Here is a 14,099-nt window from a genome sequence, read left to right as displayed (position 1 = left end):
GGAGCAACAGGAGCAACAGGTTCAACAGGATCAACGGGAGCAACAGGCCCAATGGGAGCGACAGGAATAACGGGAGTAACAGGAATAACGGGAGTAACAGGTCCAACGGGAGCAACAGGTCCGACGGGAGCAACAGGAGCAACAGGTCCAACGGGTTCAACCGGTCCGACGGGTTCAACCGGTTCAACAGGTCCAACAGGAGCGACAGGTTCAACAGGAGCAACAGGTTCAACCGGTCCGACGGGAGCGACAGGTTCAACAGGTTCAACAGGTCCAACAGGATCGACAGGATCAACAGGTCCGACGGGATCAACAGGTCCAACAGGATCGACGGGAGCAACAGGTCCAACGGGTTCAACAGGATCAACAGGTCCGACGGGAGCAACAGGATCAACGGGTTCAACAGGTCCAACCGGAGCAACAGGTACAAGTATCACGGCGACATATGCATTTGCAAATAATACGACGGGAACAGCGATATCTGTAGTTCTTGGTGGAACGAATGTCCCGCTTCCAAATAATCAAAACATCGGTCCAGGAATTACTGTTTCTGGTGGAAACACAGTATTTACGGTTGCAAATGCTGGTAATTATTATATTTCATATACAATTAATATAACGGCTTCATTATTAGTCAGTTCACGGATTACAATTAATGGAGGGGCACTTGCTGGGACGATTAATGCTCCTGCGGTAGCAACCACATCATTTAGTGCAACAATCATTACAACTCTCGCAGCAGGAGATGCTATTAGCTTGCAATTATTTGGTTTGTTAGCTGTCGCAACATTATCAACAACTACTCCAGGAGCAGTGTTAACGATAATAAGATTAAGTTAAACTATAACTCTCTTACTCTTTTAAGATTAAGAGAGTTTCTACATATAATAAGAAGTTAATGAAGTAAAGCATAGTTATACAAAAGTCGGAATATTATGATTGTAACGCTATGGTGACTATAATATAATGAAAATAACCATCATGAATGAACATTCATTTATTTTTATGTATTTGAAGGGGGAATGAAGGTGGAAAAACCATGGTTGAAAAGTTATCCAGAGGAAATTCCGAGTACGATTTCTTATGATATTCAGCCGCTTCATAGATATGTAGAACAGATGGCTTCTCGCTACCCAGAAAAGAAAGCGCTTCACTTTTTAGGGAAGGATATTACGTTTTCGGACTTCCATGATAAGGTGAAGAGGTTTGCAAATTATCTTCAAAAGCTCGGTGTGGAAAAGGGTGATCGAGTTGCTATTATGTTGCCGAATTGTCCGCAAGCTGTAATTGGTTATTACGGCACATTACTTGCGGGAGGTATCGTAGTACAAACAAATCCACTGTATACAGAGAGAGAATTAGAATATCAGCTTCATGACTCGGGAGCAAAAGTAATTCTTTGTCTCGATTTAGTGTTTCCAAGAGTAACGAATGTTCAATCTGCTACAAAAATTGAGCATATTATCGTAACTCGTATTGCGGACTTTTTACCATTCCCTAAAAATCTATTGTATCCATTTGTGCAGAAAAAACAGTCAAATTTAGTTGTGAAAGTATCAGAGAGTGAAACGATTCATCTTTGGAATTCAGTAGAAAAAGAAGTGAATACGGATGTTGAGGAGCCTTGTGATCCTGAAAATGATCTAGCTCTTTTACAGTACACAGGAGGAACAACCGGATTTCCGAAAGGCGTTATGTTAACGCATAAAAACCTCGTCTCTAACACGTTAATGGGAGTTCAATGGTTATATAATTGCAAAGAAGGAGAAGAAGTCGTTCTTGGGGTTCTTCCATTTTTCCACGTGTACGGCATGACGGCTGTTATGAATTTGAGTGTTATGCAAGGATACAAAATGGTCCTTATTCCAAAGTTTGATATGAAAATGGTTTTTGAAGCGATTAAGAAGCATAAAGTGACACTATTTCCAGGGGCACCAACTATTTATATCGCTCTTTTAAATAGCCCACTTTTAAAAGAATACGATATTTCTTCTATTCGTGCTTGTATTAGTGGATCAGCACCACTGCCAGTAGAAGTACAGGAAAAGTTCGAAACAGTTACAGGTGGTAAACTAGTAGAGGGATATGGTTTAACAGAATCCTCTCCAGTTACACATAGTAATTTTTTATGGGAAAAGCGAGTGCCAGGTAGCATTGGAGTTCCGTGGCCAGATACAGAAGCAATCATTATGTCACTTGAGACTGGTGAGGCATTACCGCCAGGAGAAATAGGGGAAATTGTAGTGAAAGGTCCTCAAATTATGAAAGGATACTGGAATAAGCCAGAGGAAACAGCGGCTGTATTGCAAGATGGCTGGCTCCATACAGGTGATGTTGGCTACATGGATGAAGATGGATTTTTCTATGTAAAAGATCGCAAGAAAGATATGATTGTCGCGAGTGGATTTAATGTGTATCCTCGTGAAGTTGAAGAAGTATTATATGAGCATGAAAAAGTGCAAGAAGTAGTGACAATTGGAGTTCCAGATCCGTACCGAGGAGAGACAGTTAAAGCATTTGTTGTGTTAAAAGAAGGTACGGAGTGCTCTGAGGAAGAATTAAATCAGTTTGCACGTAAATATTTAGCGGCTTATAAAGTGCCGAAAGTATATGAGTTTAGAGATGAATTGCCGAAAACGACAGTAGGGAAAATTTTGCGCCGTGTTCTAATAGATGAAGAGAAGAGAAAGAATGAGGATGAGCAAACGGGCTAAGGCCCTTTCTTTTTGAAAAAATAGGATTGACACTTTTCTAAATAGTCAGTATTATAAGAATATGAATGACTATTCATTCAGTCATCTTCTTGAAGGGGACAGTAAAGTGAAGAAAAATAGACCGAAATACAATCAAATTATTGATGCGGCAGTCATTGTGATTGCGGAGAATGGGTACCACCAAGCGCAAGTTTCTAAAATCGCAAAGCAAGCTGGGGTAGCTGATGGCACGATTTATTTATATTTTAAAAATAAAGAAGATATATTAATATCCTTATTCCAAGAGAAGATGGGAGAATTTGTCGAAACAATTCGTCAAAAAACAGCAGGAATTGAAAGCGCTGTATCGAAGTTATTCATGTTGGTAGAAACGCACTTCTTGCTGTTGTCGCAAAATGATCCTCTTGCTATCGTTACGCAATTAGAGCTGAGGCAGTCCAATCAAGACTTGCGCCTTAAAATAAATGAAGTATTAAAAGGCTACTTACAAGTTATGGATGAGATTTTAGAGACTGGTATAAAACAAGGTGAATTTCAAGCAGATTTAAATGTTCGCGTGGCAAGACAAATGATCTTTGGAACGGTGGATGAAGTTGTGACCAATTGGGTAATGAGCGATCATAAGTATGATCTGGTCGCACTTTCAAAAACGGTACACGGGCTACTTATTGCAGCTTGTGGTTATCGTCAATAATGGGAGGGATCATGTTGAAATTCCTATCTGTAAGAGTTGAAGATCATATCGCGGTGGCGACGTTAAATCACGCACCAGCGAATGCGATGTCTTCACAAGTTATGCATGACGTTACTGAATTAATTGATCAAGTGGAAAAGGATGATAACATTCGTGTTGTTGTTATTCATGGTGAAGGACGTTTCTTCTCAGCGGGAGCAGATATTAAAGAATTTACATCTGTTACTGAAGCGAAGCAAGCAACAGAATTAGCACAGCTTGGACAAGTTACGTTTGAGCGTGTTGAAAAATGTTCAAAACCAGTTATTGCGGCAATTCATGGAGCGGCACTGGGCGGCGGCCTTGAGTTTGCTATGTCTTGCCACATGCGCTTTGCAACTGAAAGTGCAAAACTTGGTTTACCTGAATTAACACTTGGATTAATTCCTGGCTTTGCAGGTACACAGCGCTTACCACGTTATGTTGGGAAAGCGAAAGCTTGTGAAATGATGTTAACAAGCACACCAATTACTGGTGCAGAAGCATTAAAGTGGGGACTTGTTAACGGATTGTTCTCTGAAGAATCTCTTTTAGATGATACGCTTAAAGTTGCAAAACAAATTGCTGGAAAAAGTCCAGCAACAACTCGTGCTGTACTAGAGTTATTGCAAACGACAAAATCGTCTCATTACTATGAAGGTGTACAACGTGAATCACAGATTTTTGGTGAAGTATTTACGAGTGAAGATGGAAGAGAAGGTGTAGCTGCATTTTTAGAAAAACGTAAACCTTCATTTAGTGGCAGGTAGTTCAATTATTTTTTTAATATAAATTAACAGAAAATTAAAATTGATAGAATCTTTCTGAAAAACAAGGGGGTAAATGGAATGAACATCTACGTACTCATGAAACGAACATTTGATACAGAAGAAAAAATCGTAATTAAAAACGGTGCAATTTACGATGGCGAAGCGGAATTCATCATCAACCCTTACGATGAATATGCAATTGAAGAAGCAATTCAAGTAAGAGACGCACAAGGTGGAGAAGTTACAGTTGTAACAGTCGGTGGCGAAGATAGTGAGAAAGAACTTCGTACTGCACTAGCAATGGGCTGTGATAAAGCTGTATTAATTAATATTGAAGATGACGTAGAAAATGGTGACCAGTTCACGACAGCAAAAGTGCTTGCTGAATATTTAAAAGATAAAGATGCAGATTTAATTTTAGGCGGAAACGTTGCAATTGATGGTGCATCTGGACAAGTAGGACCACGCGTAGCTGAAGCGTTAAATATTCCGTATGTAACGACAATTACAAAACTTGAAATTGACGGTACAAATGTGAAGATTGAGCGTGATGTTGAAGGTGATACAGAAGTGATTGCAACTTCATTACCAGTTTTAGTAACAGCACAGCAAGGTTTAAATGAACCGCGTTACCCATCGCTTCCAGGTATTATGAAAGCGAAGAAAAAGCCGCTAGAAGAATTAGAATTAGATGATTTAGATTTAGAAGAAGATGATGTGGAAGCAAAGACAAAAACAATTGAAATCTATTTGCCTCCTAAGAAAGATGCAGGAAAAGTGTTACAAGGCGAGCTGCAAGATCAAGTAAAAGAACTTGTATCGTTGCTCCATACAGAAGCGAAAGTAATCTAATAAAATACGAAATTATATATGCAGGAGGGAAAATCTATGGCTCGTAAAGTATTAGTAATGGGTGAAGTTCGTGATGGATCGCTACGTAACGTTTCTTTTGAAGCGGTAGCAGCAGCAAAAACAATTGCAGAAGGCGGTGAAGTAGTAGGTCTTCTAATTGGAGACAGCGTTGCCTCTTTTGCAAATGAATTGATTCATTACGGTGCAGATCGCGTTGTGACAGTTGAAAATGATAAATTAAAATCATATACATCTGATGGTTATGCACAAGCGTTTTTAGCTGTACATGCTGAAGAAAATCCAGAAGGTATTGTCTTTGGACATACAGCACTTGGCAAAGATTTATCACCAAAATTAGCAGCGAAGCTTGAAGCTGGTTTAATTTCTGACGTAACTGCTTTAGAGGTTGAAGGTGGAAATGTTATCTTCACTCGTCCAATTTACTCTGGTAAAGCATTCGAGAAGAAGATTGTAACAGACGGCATCTTATTTGCGACAGTGCGTCCAAATAACATTGCAACTCTGGAAAAAGATGAGTCTCGCAGCGGTGACGTATCTTCTATTACAGTTGATGTGAAAGATTTACGTACAATCATTCAAGATGTTGTCCGTAAAACGGCAGAAGGTGTGGATCTTTCTGAAGCGAAAGTTATTATCGCTGGTGGACGCGGTGTGAAGAGTGAAGAAGGCTTTAAACCATTAAAAGAGTTAGCTGACGTACTAGGCGGCGCTGTTGGGGCATCTCGTGGTGCTTGTGACGCTGAATACTGTGATTACTCATTACAAATTGGTCAAACTGGTAAAGTTGTTACCCCAGACTTATACATTGCATGTGGTATTTCTGGTGCGATTCAGCATTTAGCAGGTATGTCTAACTCAAAAATAATCGTTGCGATTAATAAAGATCCAGAAGCAAGTATCTTTAAAGTAGCTGACTACGGTATTGTCGGTGACTTATTCGAAGTTGTACCTCTTTTAACAGAAGAGTTTAAAAAGTTAAAAGTACATTCATGATTTTAGTACCCTTGAGTTCCAAGTGAAGTACCCCTATATATAGAAAAAGGTGAGAGATCCCCTGTCTCTCATCTTTTTAGTATTTAATCCGTATTTTTATATAGTATAAAGGAACATTTTTTTGTTACAATACATAACGATACATATTATTCGCCACGTATATAAGTTAATGATATACTCTTGGTAGAATATACTTGAAGGAGGAAATAAAATGGCAATTGTAAACGCAAATGACCAAAGCTTCGCAGCTGAAACTAGCGAAGGTGTTGTATTATTAGATTTCTGGGCACCTTGGTGTGGACCTTGTAAAATGATCGCTCCTGTATTAGAGGAAATCGATGCAGAACTAGGCGAAAAAGTAAAAGTAGTAAAAGTAGACGTTGATGAAAACCAAGAAACTGCTCGTCAATTCGAAGTAATGAGCATTCCAGCTCTTTTCGTATTAAAAGACGGTAAAGTAGTTGATCAAGCGTTAGGTTACAAACCGAAAGAAGCGTTAGTAGAATTAGTTTCTAAACACTTCTAAAATAAAAAAAGCTACCATTTGGTAGCTTTTTTTATTTTCTTTTTTACAGTCTTTCCGTTACAATAAAAGAACGTATGTTGGGTGTTTGGGCATAGTATGTTTTCAAGGGAAAATAAAAATGCTAAGTATGTAGAAATGGAGGGAGACGAGTGCACGAACATTTGAAAGAGAAGTTGGCTATTTTACCAGATCAACCTGGTTGTTATTTGATGAAAGATAAGCAAGGAACGGTTATATATGTCGGAAAGGCAAAAGTGCTTAAAAATCGTGTGCGCTCGTACTTTACTGGTTCACATGATGGGAAAACACTGCGGCTTGTAGGAGAAATTGTTGATTTTGAATATATTGTAACTTCTTCGAATTTAGAAGCACTTATTTTAGAGTTAAATCTAATTAAAAAATATGATCCGAAATATAATATTCAATTAAAAGATGATAAAACATATCCTTTTATTAAAATTACAGCGGAGAAGCAACCTCGCTTACTCATTACTCGAAACGTAAAAAAAGATAAAGGGAAATATTTTGGTCCTTATCCAAATGCACAATCTGCTCATGAAACGAAAAAACTGCTAGATCGTATGTATCCACTTCGGAAATGCACGAATATGCCAGATAAAGTTTGTTTGTATTATCATATGGGTCAATGTTTAGCGCCTTGTGTGAAAGAAGTGACGGAAGAACAAAATAAAGAAATTGTAGATGAAATTATTAAGTTTTTAAATGGTGGACATAAAGAAGTTCGTTCAGAACTAGAAATAAAAATGTATGAGGCCTCAGAGAAACTAGAGTTTGAACGTGCAAAAGAGTTGCGTGATCAAATTGCTCATATTGATGCGATTATGGAAAAGCAAAAGATGATTATGAGTGACTTAGTGGATCGTGATGTGTTTGGATATGCAGTGGATAAAGGATGGATGTGTGTTCAAGTTTTCTTCGTTCGAAAAGGAAAGCTAATTGAACGTGATGTTTCTATGTTTCCAATTTACGATGAACCAGAAGAGGGTTTTTTAACGTTTATCGGCCAATTTTATGAAAACAGTAGTCATTTTAAGCCGAAGGAAATTGTCGTTCCAGGAAGTATAGACTCGGAATTAGTAGAGCGCTTTTTAGAAGTGGAAGCGACGCAGCCGAAACGTGGTAAGAAAAAAGACCTTGTAGAATTGGCAAATAAAAATGCGAAGATTGCTCTTGAAGAGAAGTTTTACTTAATTGAACGTGATGAAGAACGAACGATTAAAGCGGTAGATCATTTAGGGAAGCAGCTTGGGATTGAAACGCCATATCGTATTGAAGCGTTTGATAACTCAAATATTCAAGGAACAAATCCCGTTTCTGCAATGATTGCTTTTATCGATGGGAAACCGGCGAAGAAAGAGTATCGAAAATATAAAATTAAAACGGTTCAAGGACCAGATGATTATGAGTCTATGAGAGAAGTTGTGAGGCGCCGTTATACAAGGGCGCTTAAAGAAAATTCACCTTTACCTGATTTGATTATTATTGATGGAGGAAAAGGCCATCTAGCGGCTGCAAGTGATATTTTAGAGAATGAGCTCGGATTATATATTCCGATGGCAGGTCTTGTAAAAGATGATAAACATAAAACCTCCCATTTAATTATTGGGGATCCACCGGAACCTGTGATGCTTGAGAGAAATAGCCAAGAATTTTATTTATTGCAGCGTATTCAAGATGAGGTGCATCGATTTGCGATTACATTCCATCGTCAATTACACGGGAAATCTGTTATTCAATCAGCATTGGATGATATTCCAGGAATCGGTGATAAACGGAAAAAGGTATTGTTAAAACATTTTGGTTCATTAAAGAAGATGAAAGAAGCTTCTATAGAGGAATTTGTCGAAGCGGGTATGCCGAAAAATGTCGCGGAGACGATTTATACGTATTTAACAGATAAGAAGACGTTGTAGTTTACAACGTCTTCTGTTTTTTGGTATAATTTCTGAAGATTTAAAATAAATGCATCTGAATGAAAATACAAAAAAGTCAACTAAACTGATATGTCTAGTTGACTGTAGGTAATGCTTACACTTCAATGAGATCTTTTATATCCCATTTTACAAGAAATGTAATAGAGTCAGAACGTTTTTTCTTTTCTTCGTATGACTCTGCAACGACGTTCCGTTGCTTTTGGATTTGTTCAGCGATGAATCCGGCTTCTAGTTGATAAGAAGAATGTCGTTTTTGTTTTTGACGTTCTGCGATGAGTGTGCCTTTAAGTTGGAACTGCATTTCACGACGCTTATGTTCAACAATGCTTAAAGTGCCCCAGCCAGCCTTTTCAAAGAACTGAATGACTTCTTCAATTGTTTCTAGCGGATATTTTCTTGCAAGGTTTCTACCAGACCAGTATAAAATACCATCTAAATCGTTGCCGATTAAATCAGGTAGTAATTCTTCACGTAGCAATTCATAAGCGAAGGCGTTCAATGAAACATCTTCTAAAGATGTTGTATCGATTGTATTTTTACTCACAATATTCCCCTCTTTCTATAGGGATTATTATATAACATTTCACATTTATAAAAACAGATTTTTCTTTAGGAAAATCTGAATATATAAGAAGAAAAAAAGAATTGGCAAATTATATGCAAATTATGTATACGTTTTCTTGACGCTTCGACAAAAATAGGAGTAAAATGAACTTGGTATCAAATTATGCTGAAATATTTCGAATAATTTTTTCAGTTTTTCTTATGCCAATAGTGAAAAAACATTATTGTCATAAACTAATCTGAAAACAGCAGTCAAACATTCAAGGGGGGTAATGGGGACATGAAAGGCCGCGAGTATACGTTTCGTAAGTGGCACTCATTAATGGGGGTCATCCCGGTTGGTGTCTTTTTGACGCAACATTTAATTGTAAACAACTTTGCAACACGAGGAGCAGAGGCTTTTAACAAAGCTGCAGGCTTTATGGAGCTCCTTCCATTCCGGTATGCGCTAGAAATTTTCATCATCTTTTTACCGATACTGTACCATGCTATATATGGCTTATATATTGCATTTACAGCTAAGAACAATGCGGTTTCTTACGGTTATTTCCGTAACTGGATGTTCGTTTTCCAAAGAATTTCAGGTATCGTTACGCTGATCTTCATTTCTTGGCACGTCTGGGAAACTCGTATTCAAGCAATGTTAGGTAAAGAGGTAAACTATGATATGATGGCAGATATTTTAAACAATCCAGCTATGTTTGCATTCTACTTAGTTGGTGTTGTTTCAACAATTTTCCACTTTGCAAATGGACTATGGACATTCTGCATCAGCTGGGGAATTACAGTATCTCCACGTTCACAAAGAATCTCTACTTATGTAACATTAGCTATTTTCTTAGGTTTATCTTATGTAGGTGTGAGTGCATTATTAGCGTTCATCGATCCACAGCTAGCAAACCAGTAAGGAGTGGGAGAGCATGAAAGGGAAACTTATAGTAGTCGGCGGTGGCTTGGCTGGCTTAATGGCAACGATTAAAGCGGCAGAAGCAGGAGTAAATGTTGAACTGTTTTCTTTAGTACCAGTAAAACGTTCACATTCTGTATGTGCTCAGGGCGGAATTAACGGTGCCGTAAATACGAAAGGTGAAGGGGATTCTCCATGGATCCACTTTGACGATACAATTTATGGTGGGGACTTCTTAGCGAACCAACCACCAGTTAAAGCAATGTGTGAAGCAGCACCTGGTATCATTCATTTAATGGACCGTATGGGTGTTATGTTCAACCGTACGGAAGAAGGACTTCTTGATTTCCGTCGATTTGGTGGAACGCAACATCACCGTACAGCATTTGCTGGTGCAACAACTGGACAGCAATTACTTTACGCATTAGATGAGCAAGTACGTCGTCACGAAGTAGCAGGACTTGTAACGAAATATGAAGGTTGGGATTTCTTACGAGCTGTTGTTGATGATGAAGGTGTGTGCCGAGGAATCGTTGCACAAGACTTACAAACTATGGAGATTAGAAGTTTCGGAGCAGATGCCGTGATTATGGCAACAGGGGGCCCTGGTATCATTTTCGGAAAATCAACAAACTCCATTATCAATACAGGTACAGCAGCTTCTGCTGTATATCAACAAGGCGCATATTATGCAAACGGTGAGTTCATTCAAATTCACCCAACGGCAATTCCTGGAGACGATAAATTACGTCTTATGAGTGAATCTGCACGTGGTGAAGGTGGACGTGTTTGGACATATAAAGATGGTAAACCATGGTACTTCTTAGAAGAAAAATATCCGGCTTACGGAAACCTTGTACCTCGTGACATCGCAACGCGTGAAATCTTTGATGTTTGCGTAGAGCAAAAACTAGGTATTAACGGTGAAAACATGGTGTACTTAGATCTTTCTCATAAAGATCCAAAAGAACTAGATATTAAACTAGGTGGAATTATTGAAATCTATGAGAAATTTACAGGGGATGATCCTCGTAAACTACCGATGAAAATCTTCCCAGCTGTTCACTATTCAATGGGCGGACTATGGGTTGATTATAAACAGATGACAAATATTCCAGGGTTATTTGCAGCAGGTGAGTGTGATTATTCTATGCACGGTGGTAACCGTCTTGGTGCAAACTCACTATTATCAGCAATTTATGGTGGTATGGTAGCAGGACCAAACGCAATTGAGTATATGAAAGGTCTTTCTAAATCATCTGATGCTGTTTCATCTACTGTATATGAGCAAAATGAATTAATCGAAACAGAGAAATTTAACAATATTTTAACGATGGATGGTAACGAAAATGCGTATGTTCTTCATAAAGAGCTTGGAGAATGGATGACAGATAACGTTACAGTAGTTCGTGAAAATAAAAAATTATTAGAAACAGATGCGAAAATTGAAGAATTAATGGCTCGTTACAAACGTATTAACATTAACGATACAGCAAGATGGAGTAACCAAGGTGCTTCATTTACACGCCAACTTGCAAATATGTTTGAGTTAGCACGTGTTATTACAATTGGCGCATATAACCGTAATGAGAGCCGTGGGGCGCATTACAAACCTGAATTCCCAAATCGTGATGATGCAAACTTCTTAAAAACTACGATGGCAAAATTTGAGGGAGAAGGAAATGCACCAGCATTCCATTACGAGGACGTTGATATTTCGTTAATTAAACCACGTAAACGTGATTATTCTTCAAAACACGATGTAGCTGCTAAGGGTGAAGAGAAGGGGGATAAACAACATGTCTGAGAAAACAATCCGCCTCATCATTACGAGACAAGACGGGCCAGATGCGCAAGCGTTTGACCAAGAGTTTGAAATTCCATATCGTCCGAATATGAATATTATCTCAGCACTTATGGAAATCCGTCGTAATCCTGTTGATTCAAAAGGGAACCAAACAACTCCGATTGCATGGGATATGAACTGCTTAGAGGAAGTATGTGGTGCATGTTCGATGGTGATTAACGGAAAACCACGTCAATCATGTACGGCACTTATCGATCAATTAGAGCAACCAATTCGCTTAAAACCGATGAAGACATTCCCGGTTGTACGTGACTTGCAAGTTGATCGTAGTCGCATGTTTAATGCTCTAAAACGCGTTAAAGCGTGGATTCCAATTGATGGTACGTATGACCTAGGTCCAGGACCAAGAATGCCTGAGAAAAAGCGTCAATGGGCTTATGAGCTTTCAAAATGCATGACATGTGGTGTTTGCTTAGAATCATGTCCAAACGTAAACAGTAAGTCTGACTTTATTGGACCAGCACCGTTATCACAAGCTCGCTTATTCAACTCACATCCAACGGGTGAAATGCATAAAGCAGATCGCTTACGTGCAATTATGGGAGATGGAGGACTAGCAAACTGTGGTAACTCTCAAAACTGTGTGCAATCATGTCCGAAGGGTATTCCTTTAACAACTTCAATTGCGGCATTAAACCGTGATACAACAATTCAATCGTTCAAAGATTTCTTTGGTAGCGATAATAACTATTAATAAATATTGCCTCTTCATATCGAAGAGGCAATATTTATAACTTTATTTTTCTGTTTATTCTGTTTATTTAAAGGTGAAAAGGGGAGATAACAATGAAGAGGATTTCTTATATTGAAGACTTTGAGCAATGGGAAAGTGGTTTTTCGTTTTACAACCCTGTAAAGGTTCGTTTTGGTGAAGTAGATATGTTTGGACATGTAAATAATGTCGTTGCTTTTACTTATTTTGAAGAAGCTCGTATTGCGTTGTTTAAAGAACTTGGATTTATGCAAGAGTGGACACATGCATCATCAGAAACGATGATCGTTGTTGCGGATTTACAATGTAATTTTATTAAGCAAATATATTTTGATGAACAGCTGAAGGTGTATGTAAAGGCAGGATCGGTCGGGAATTCTTCTTTAGATTTACATTATATGGTGAAGAATGCAGCAGGAGAGGTTTGTTTAGTAGGTCGTGGAATGATGGTTCAAGCGTCGAAAAAAACAGGAAGAGGCGAACCATGGCCTGAAGAATGGAAGAAGAAATTACTACAATAATAGAGTGAAAGAAAAATAAGAGAGCAATTTGCTCTCTTATTTTTTGTCTTCCATCGCTTCTTCTAATGTTAAGTGATGTTTATATAGGTATGTAGCGTATGGATTACCAACGTAGCGTAAGTGCCATGGTTCATATGCATATTCTGTTGTATCTGTTTTATCTTCTAAGTAACGAATGACAAAGCCGAATTCATGAGCGTGTTCTGCGACCCATTTTCCTTCTGCTGTCTCCCCGAAGATAGGCTCTAATTGAAATTTAGCTGATTTTGAACTAATATCCATTGCTAAACCCGTTTGGTGTTCACTTGTACCAGGAATTGCGCTTACCGAATTAGCTTCGGCTTTTCCTTGGCGTCTAACGTATGTATCATGCAACGATTTTTGGCGTTTGTATGAACGATAACCAGATACAGCTGTAAGATCAAGCCCTTCTTTTTTCGCAGCTTTAAACATGTTTTCAAGTGCCTCTGCAGCATCTTTTCGCAGCAATGTTTTTTCTTTATCTTTTGGACTAATAAATGGTACATTTGGTCTCGTTAAGTCTTCAGGAATGTATCCATCTGGTAGTTTTCGATGTTTATTAATTAAGACAAGATTAGATTTGGGATTTGTTACCACTGAAAAGTCATTGTCTATTTTCTTTGCATTATGATCAGCTTTTGGAAAAGCAGGAATCTCTTCTTTTTTATGGTTATTATGCTTTTGACTTTCGACAGCTTTTGCTTCATTATGTAGTGGTGTTTTAGAACCAAAGTAAGCGAAAGATGTGATCCCGATTACAATAGTAGTGGCAGAAATAATTATTATCTTTTTCATGATGCCTTGTAATCACAGTCCCTTCTTAATAAAATGTGTAATGTTTTTTTTATTATAAATCTAGTTTGTTGGAAAAGGAATATAAGAGTCATAACGTAGTAGAAATGCAAAGAAAATGTCAGAAAATGTGTGAATTTGTAGTATTTTTTTATATAATTCATTTCTTATC

Annotated in this window: 14 protein-coding genes; 12 read left to right on the top strand and 2 right to left on the bottom strand. The window is 38.2% G+C overall.

All coding sequences use genetic code 11. The features are described 5' to 3' along the window. From ABWK52_RS00730 to uvrC, 8 genes are all read left to right on the top strand, one after another. Positions 1–840, top strand: an 840-nt coding sequence (locus ABWK52_RS00730; protein ID WP_353771819.1) for a BclA C-terminal domain-containing protein, incomplete at its 5' end; no start/stop codon positions are given. 188 nt (positions 841–1,028) lie between these two features. Then, entirely contained in the window at positions 1,029–2,714 is a 1,686-nt protein-coding gene (locus ABWK52_RS00725; protein ID WP_000414742.1) for a long-chain-fatty-acid--CoA ligase, read from the top strand. Between the two features lie 106 nt (positions 2,715–2,820). Beyond that, complete coding sequence (locus ABWK52_RS00720; RefSeq protein ID WP_000742223.1) at positions 2,821–3,408, top strand: TetR/AcrR family transcriptional regulator; 588 nt, start codon at positions 2,821–2,823, stop codon at positions 3,406–3,408. A gap of 11 nt (positions 3,409–3,419) precedes the next feature. Further along, on the top strand, positions 3,420–4,196 hold the full coding sequence (locus ABWK52_RS00715) for an enoyl-CoA hydratase (protein ID WP_000911292.1): 777 nt from the start codon (positions 3,420–3,422) through the stop codon (positions 4,194–4,196). Positions 4,197–4,274: 78 nt separating this feature from the next. Next, positions 4,275–5,048: an electron transfer flavoprotein subunit beta gene (etfB, locus tag ABWK52_RS00710; protein ID WP_001029028.1), complete on the top strand. Its 774-nt coding sequence runs from the start codon at positions 4,275–4,277 to the stop codon at positions 5,046–5,048. Between the two features lie 36 nt (positions 5,049–5,084). Beyond that, entirely contained in the window at positions 5,085–6,062 is a 978-nt protein-coding gene (gene etfA, locus ABWK52_RS00705; RefSeq protein ID WP_000101943.1) for an electron transfer flavoprotein subunit alpha, read from the top strand. 211 nt (positions 6,063–6,273) lie between these two features. Then, the gene (gene trxA, locus ABWK52_RS00700) at positions 6,274–6,588 is read left to right on the top strand and encodes a thioredoxin (protein ID WP_001018943.1); all 315 of its coding nucleotides are present in this window, start codon (positions 6,274–6,276) and stop codon (positions 6,586–6,588) included. 149 nt (positions 6,589–6,737) lie between these two features. Further along, on the top strand, positions 6,738–8,522 hold the full coding sequence (gene uvrC / locus ABWK52_RS00695) for an excinuclease ABC subunit C (protein ID WP_000544296.1): 1,785 nt from the start codon (positions 6,738–6,740) through the stop codon (positions 8,520–8,522). 115 nt (positions 8,523–8,637) lie between these two features. Here uvrC and ABWK52_RS00690 read toward each other — a convergent pair whose 3' ends face one another. Further along, complete coding sequence (locus ABWK52_RS00690) at positions 8,638–9,087, bottom strand: YslB family protein (protein WP_000042226.1); 450 nt, start codon at positions 9,085–9,087, stop codon at positions 8,638–8,640. 300 nt (positions 9,088–9,387) lie between these two features. On the opposite strand from ABWK52_RS00690, the gene sdhC reads away from it, so the two are divergent. The 4 genes from sdhC (at position 9,388) to ABWK52_RS00670 (ending at position 13,114) form a co-directional block, all read left to right on the top strand. Beyond that, entirely contained in the window at positions 9,388–10,014 is a 627-nt protein-coding gene (gene sdhC / locus ABWK52_RS00685; RefSeq protein ID WP_000678354.1) for a succinate dehydrogenase cytochrome B558, read from the top strand. Positions 10,015–10,027: 13 nt separating this feature from the next. After that, positions 10,028–11,821, top strand: a complete 1,794-nt coding sequence (gene sdhA / locus ABWK52_RS00680) for a succinate dehydrogenase flavoprotein subunit (protein ID WP_000676750.1) — start codon at positions 10,028–10,030, stop codon at positions 11,819–11,821. Then, entirely contained in the window at positions 11,814–12,575 is a 762-nt protein-coding gene (gene sdhB, locus ABWK52_RS00675) for a succinate dehydrogenase iron-sulfur subunit (RefSeq protein WP_001291827.1), read from the top strand. The genes sdhA and sdhB overlap by 8 nt, the downstream gene beginning before the upstream one ends. A gap of 92 nt (positions 12,576–12,667) precedes the next feature. Continuing rightward, a complete protein-coding gene (locus ABWK52_RS00670; protein WP_000822734.1) occupies positions 12,668–13,114 on the top strand; it encodes an acyl-CoA thioesterase in 447 nt (148 codons plus the stop codon). Between the two features lie 36 nt (positions 13,115–13,150). Here ABWK52_RS00670 and ABWK52_RS00665 read toward each other — a convergent pair whose 3' ends face one another. Beyond that, positions 13,151–13,930, bottom strand: a complete 780-nt coding sequence (locus ABWK52_RS00665) for a M15 family metallopeptidase (RefSeq protein WP_000720201.1) — start codon at positions 13,928–13,930, stop codon at positions 13,151–13,153. Between the last annotated feature and the right edge of the window lie 169 nt (positions 13,931–14,099).

It is taken from the genome of Bacillus sp. AP50, assembly GCF_040492675.1.
Taxonomy (GTDB): Bacteria; Bacillota; Bacilli; order Bacillales; family Bacillaceae_G; genus Bacillus_A; species Bacillus_A cereus.
The sequence above is the reverse complement of the archived record's forward strand: the minus strand, read 5'-3'. Positions and strand labels throughout refer to the sequence as shown.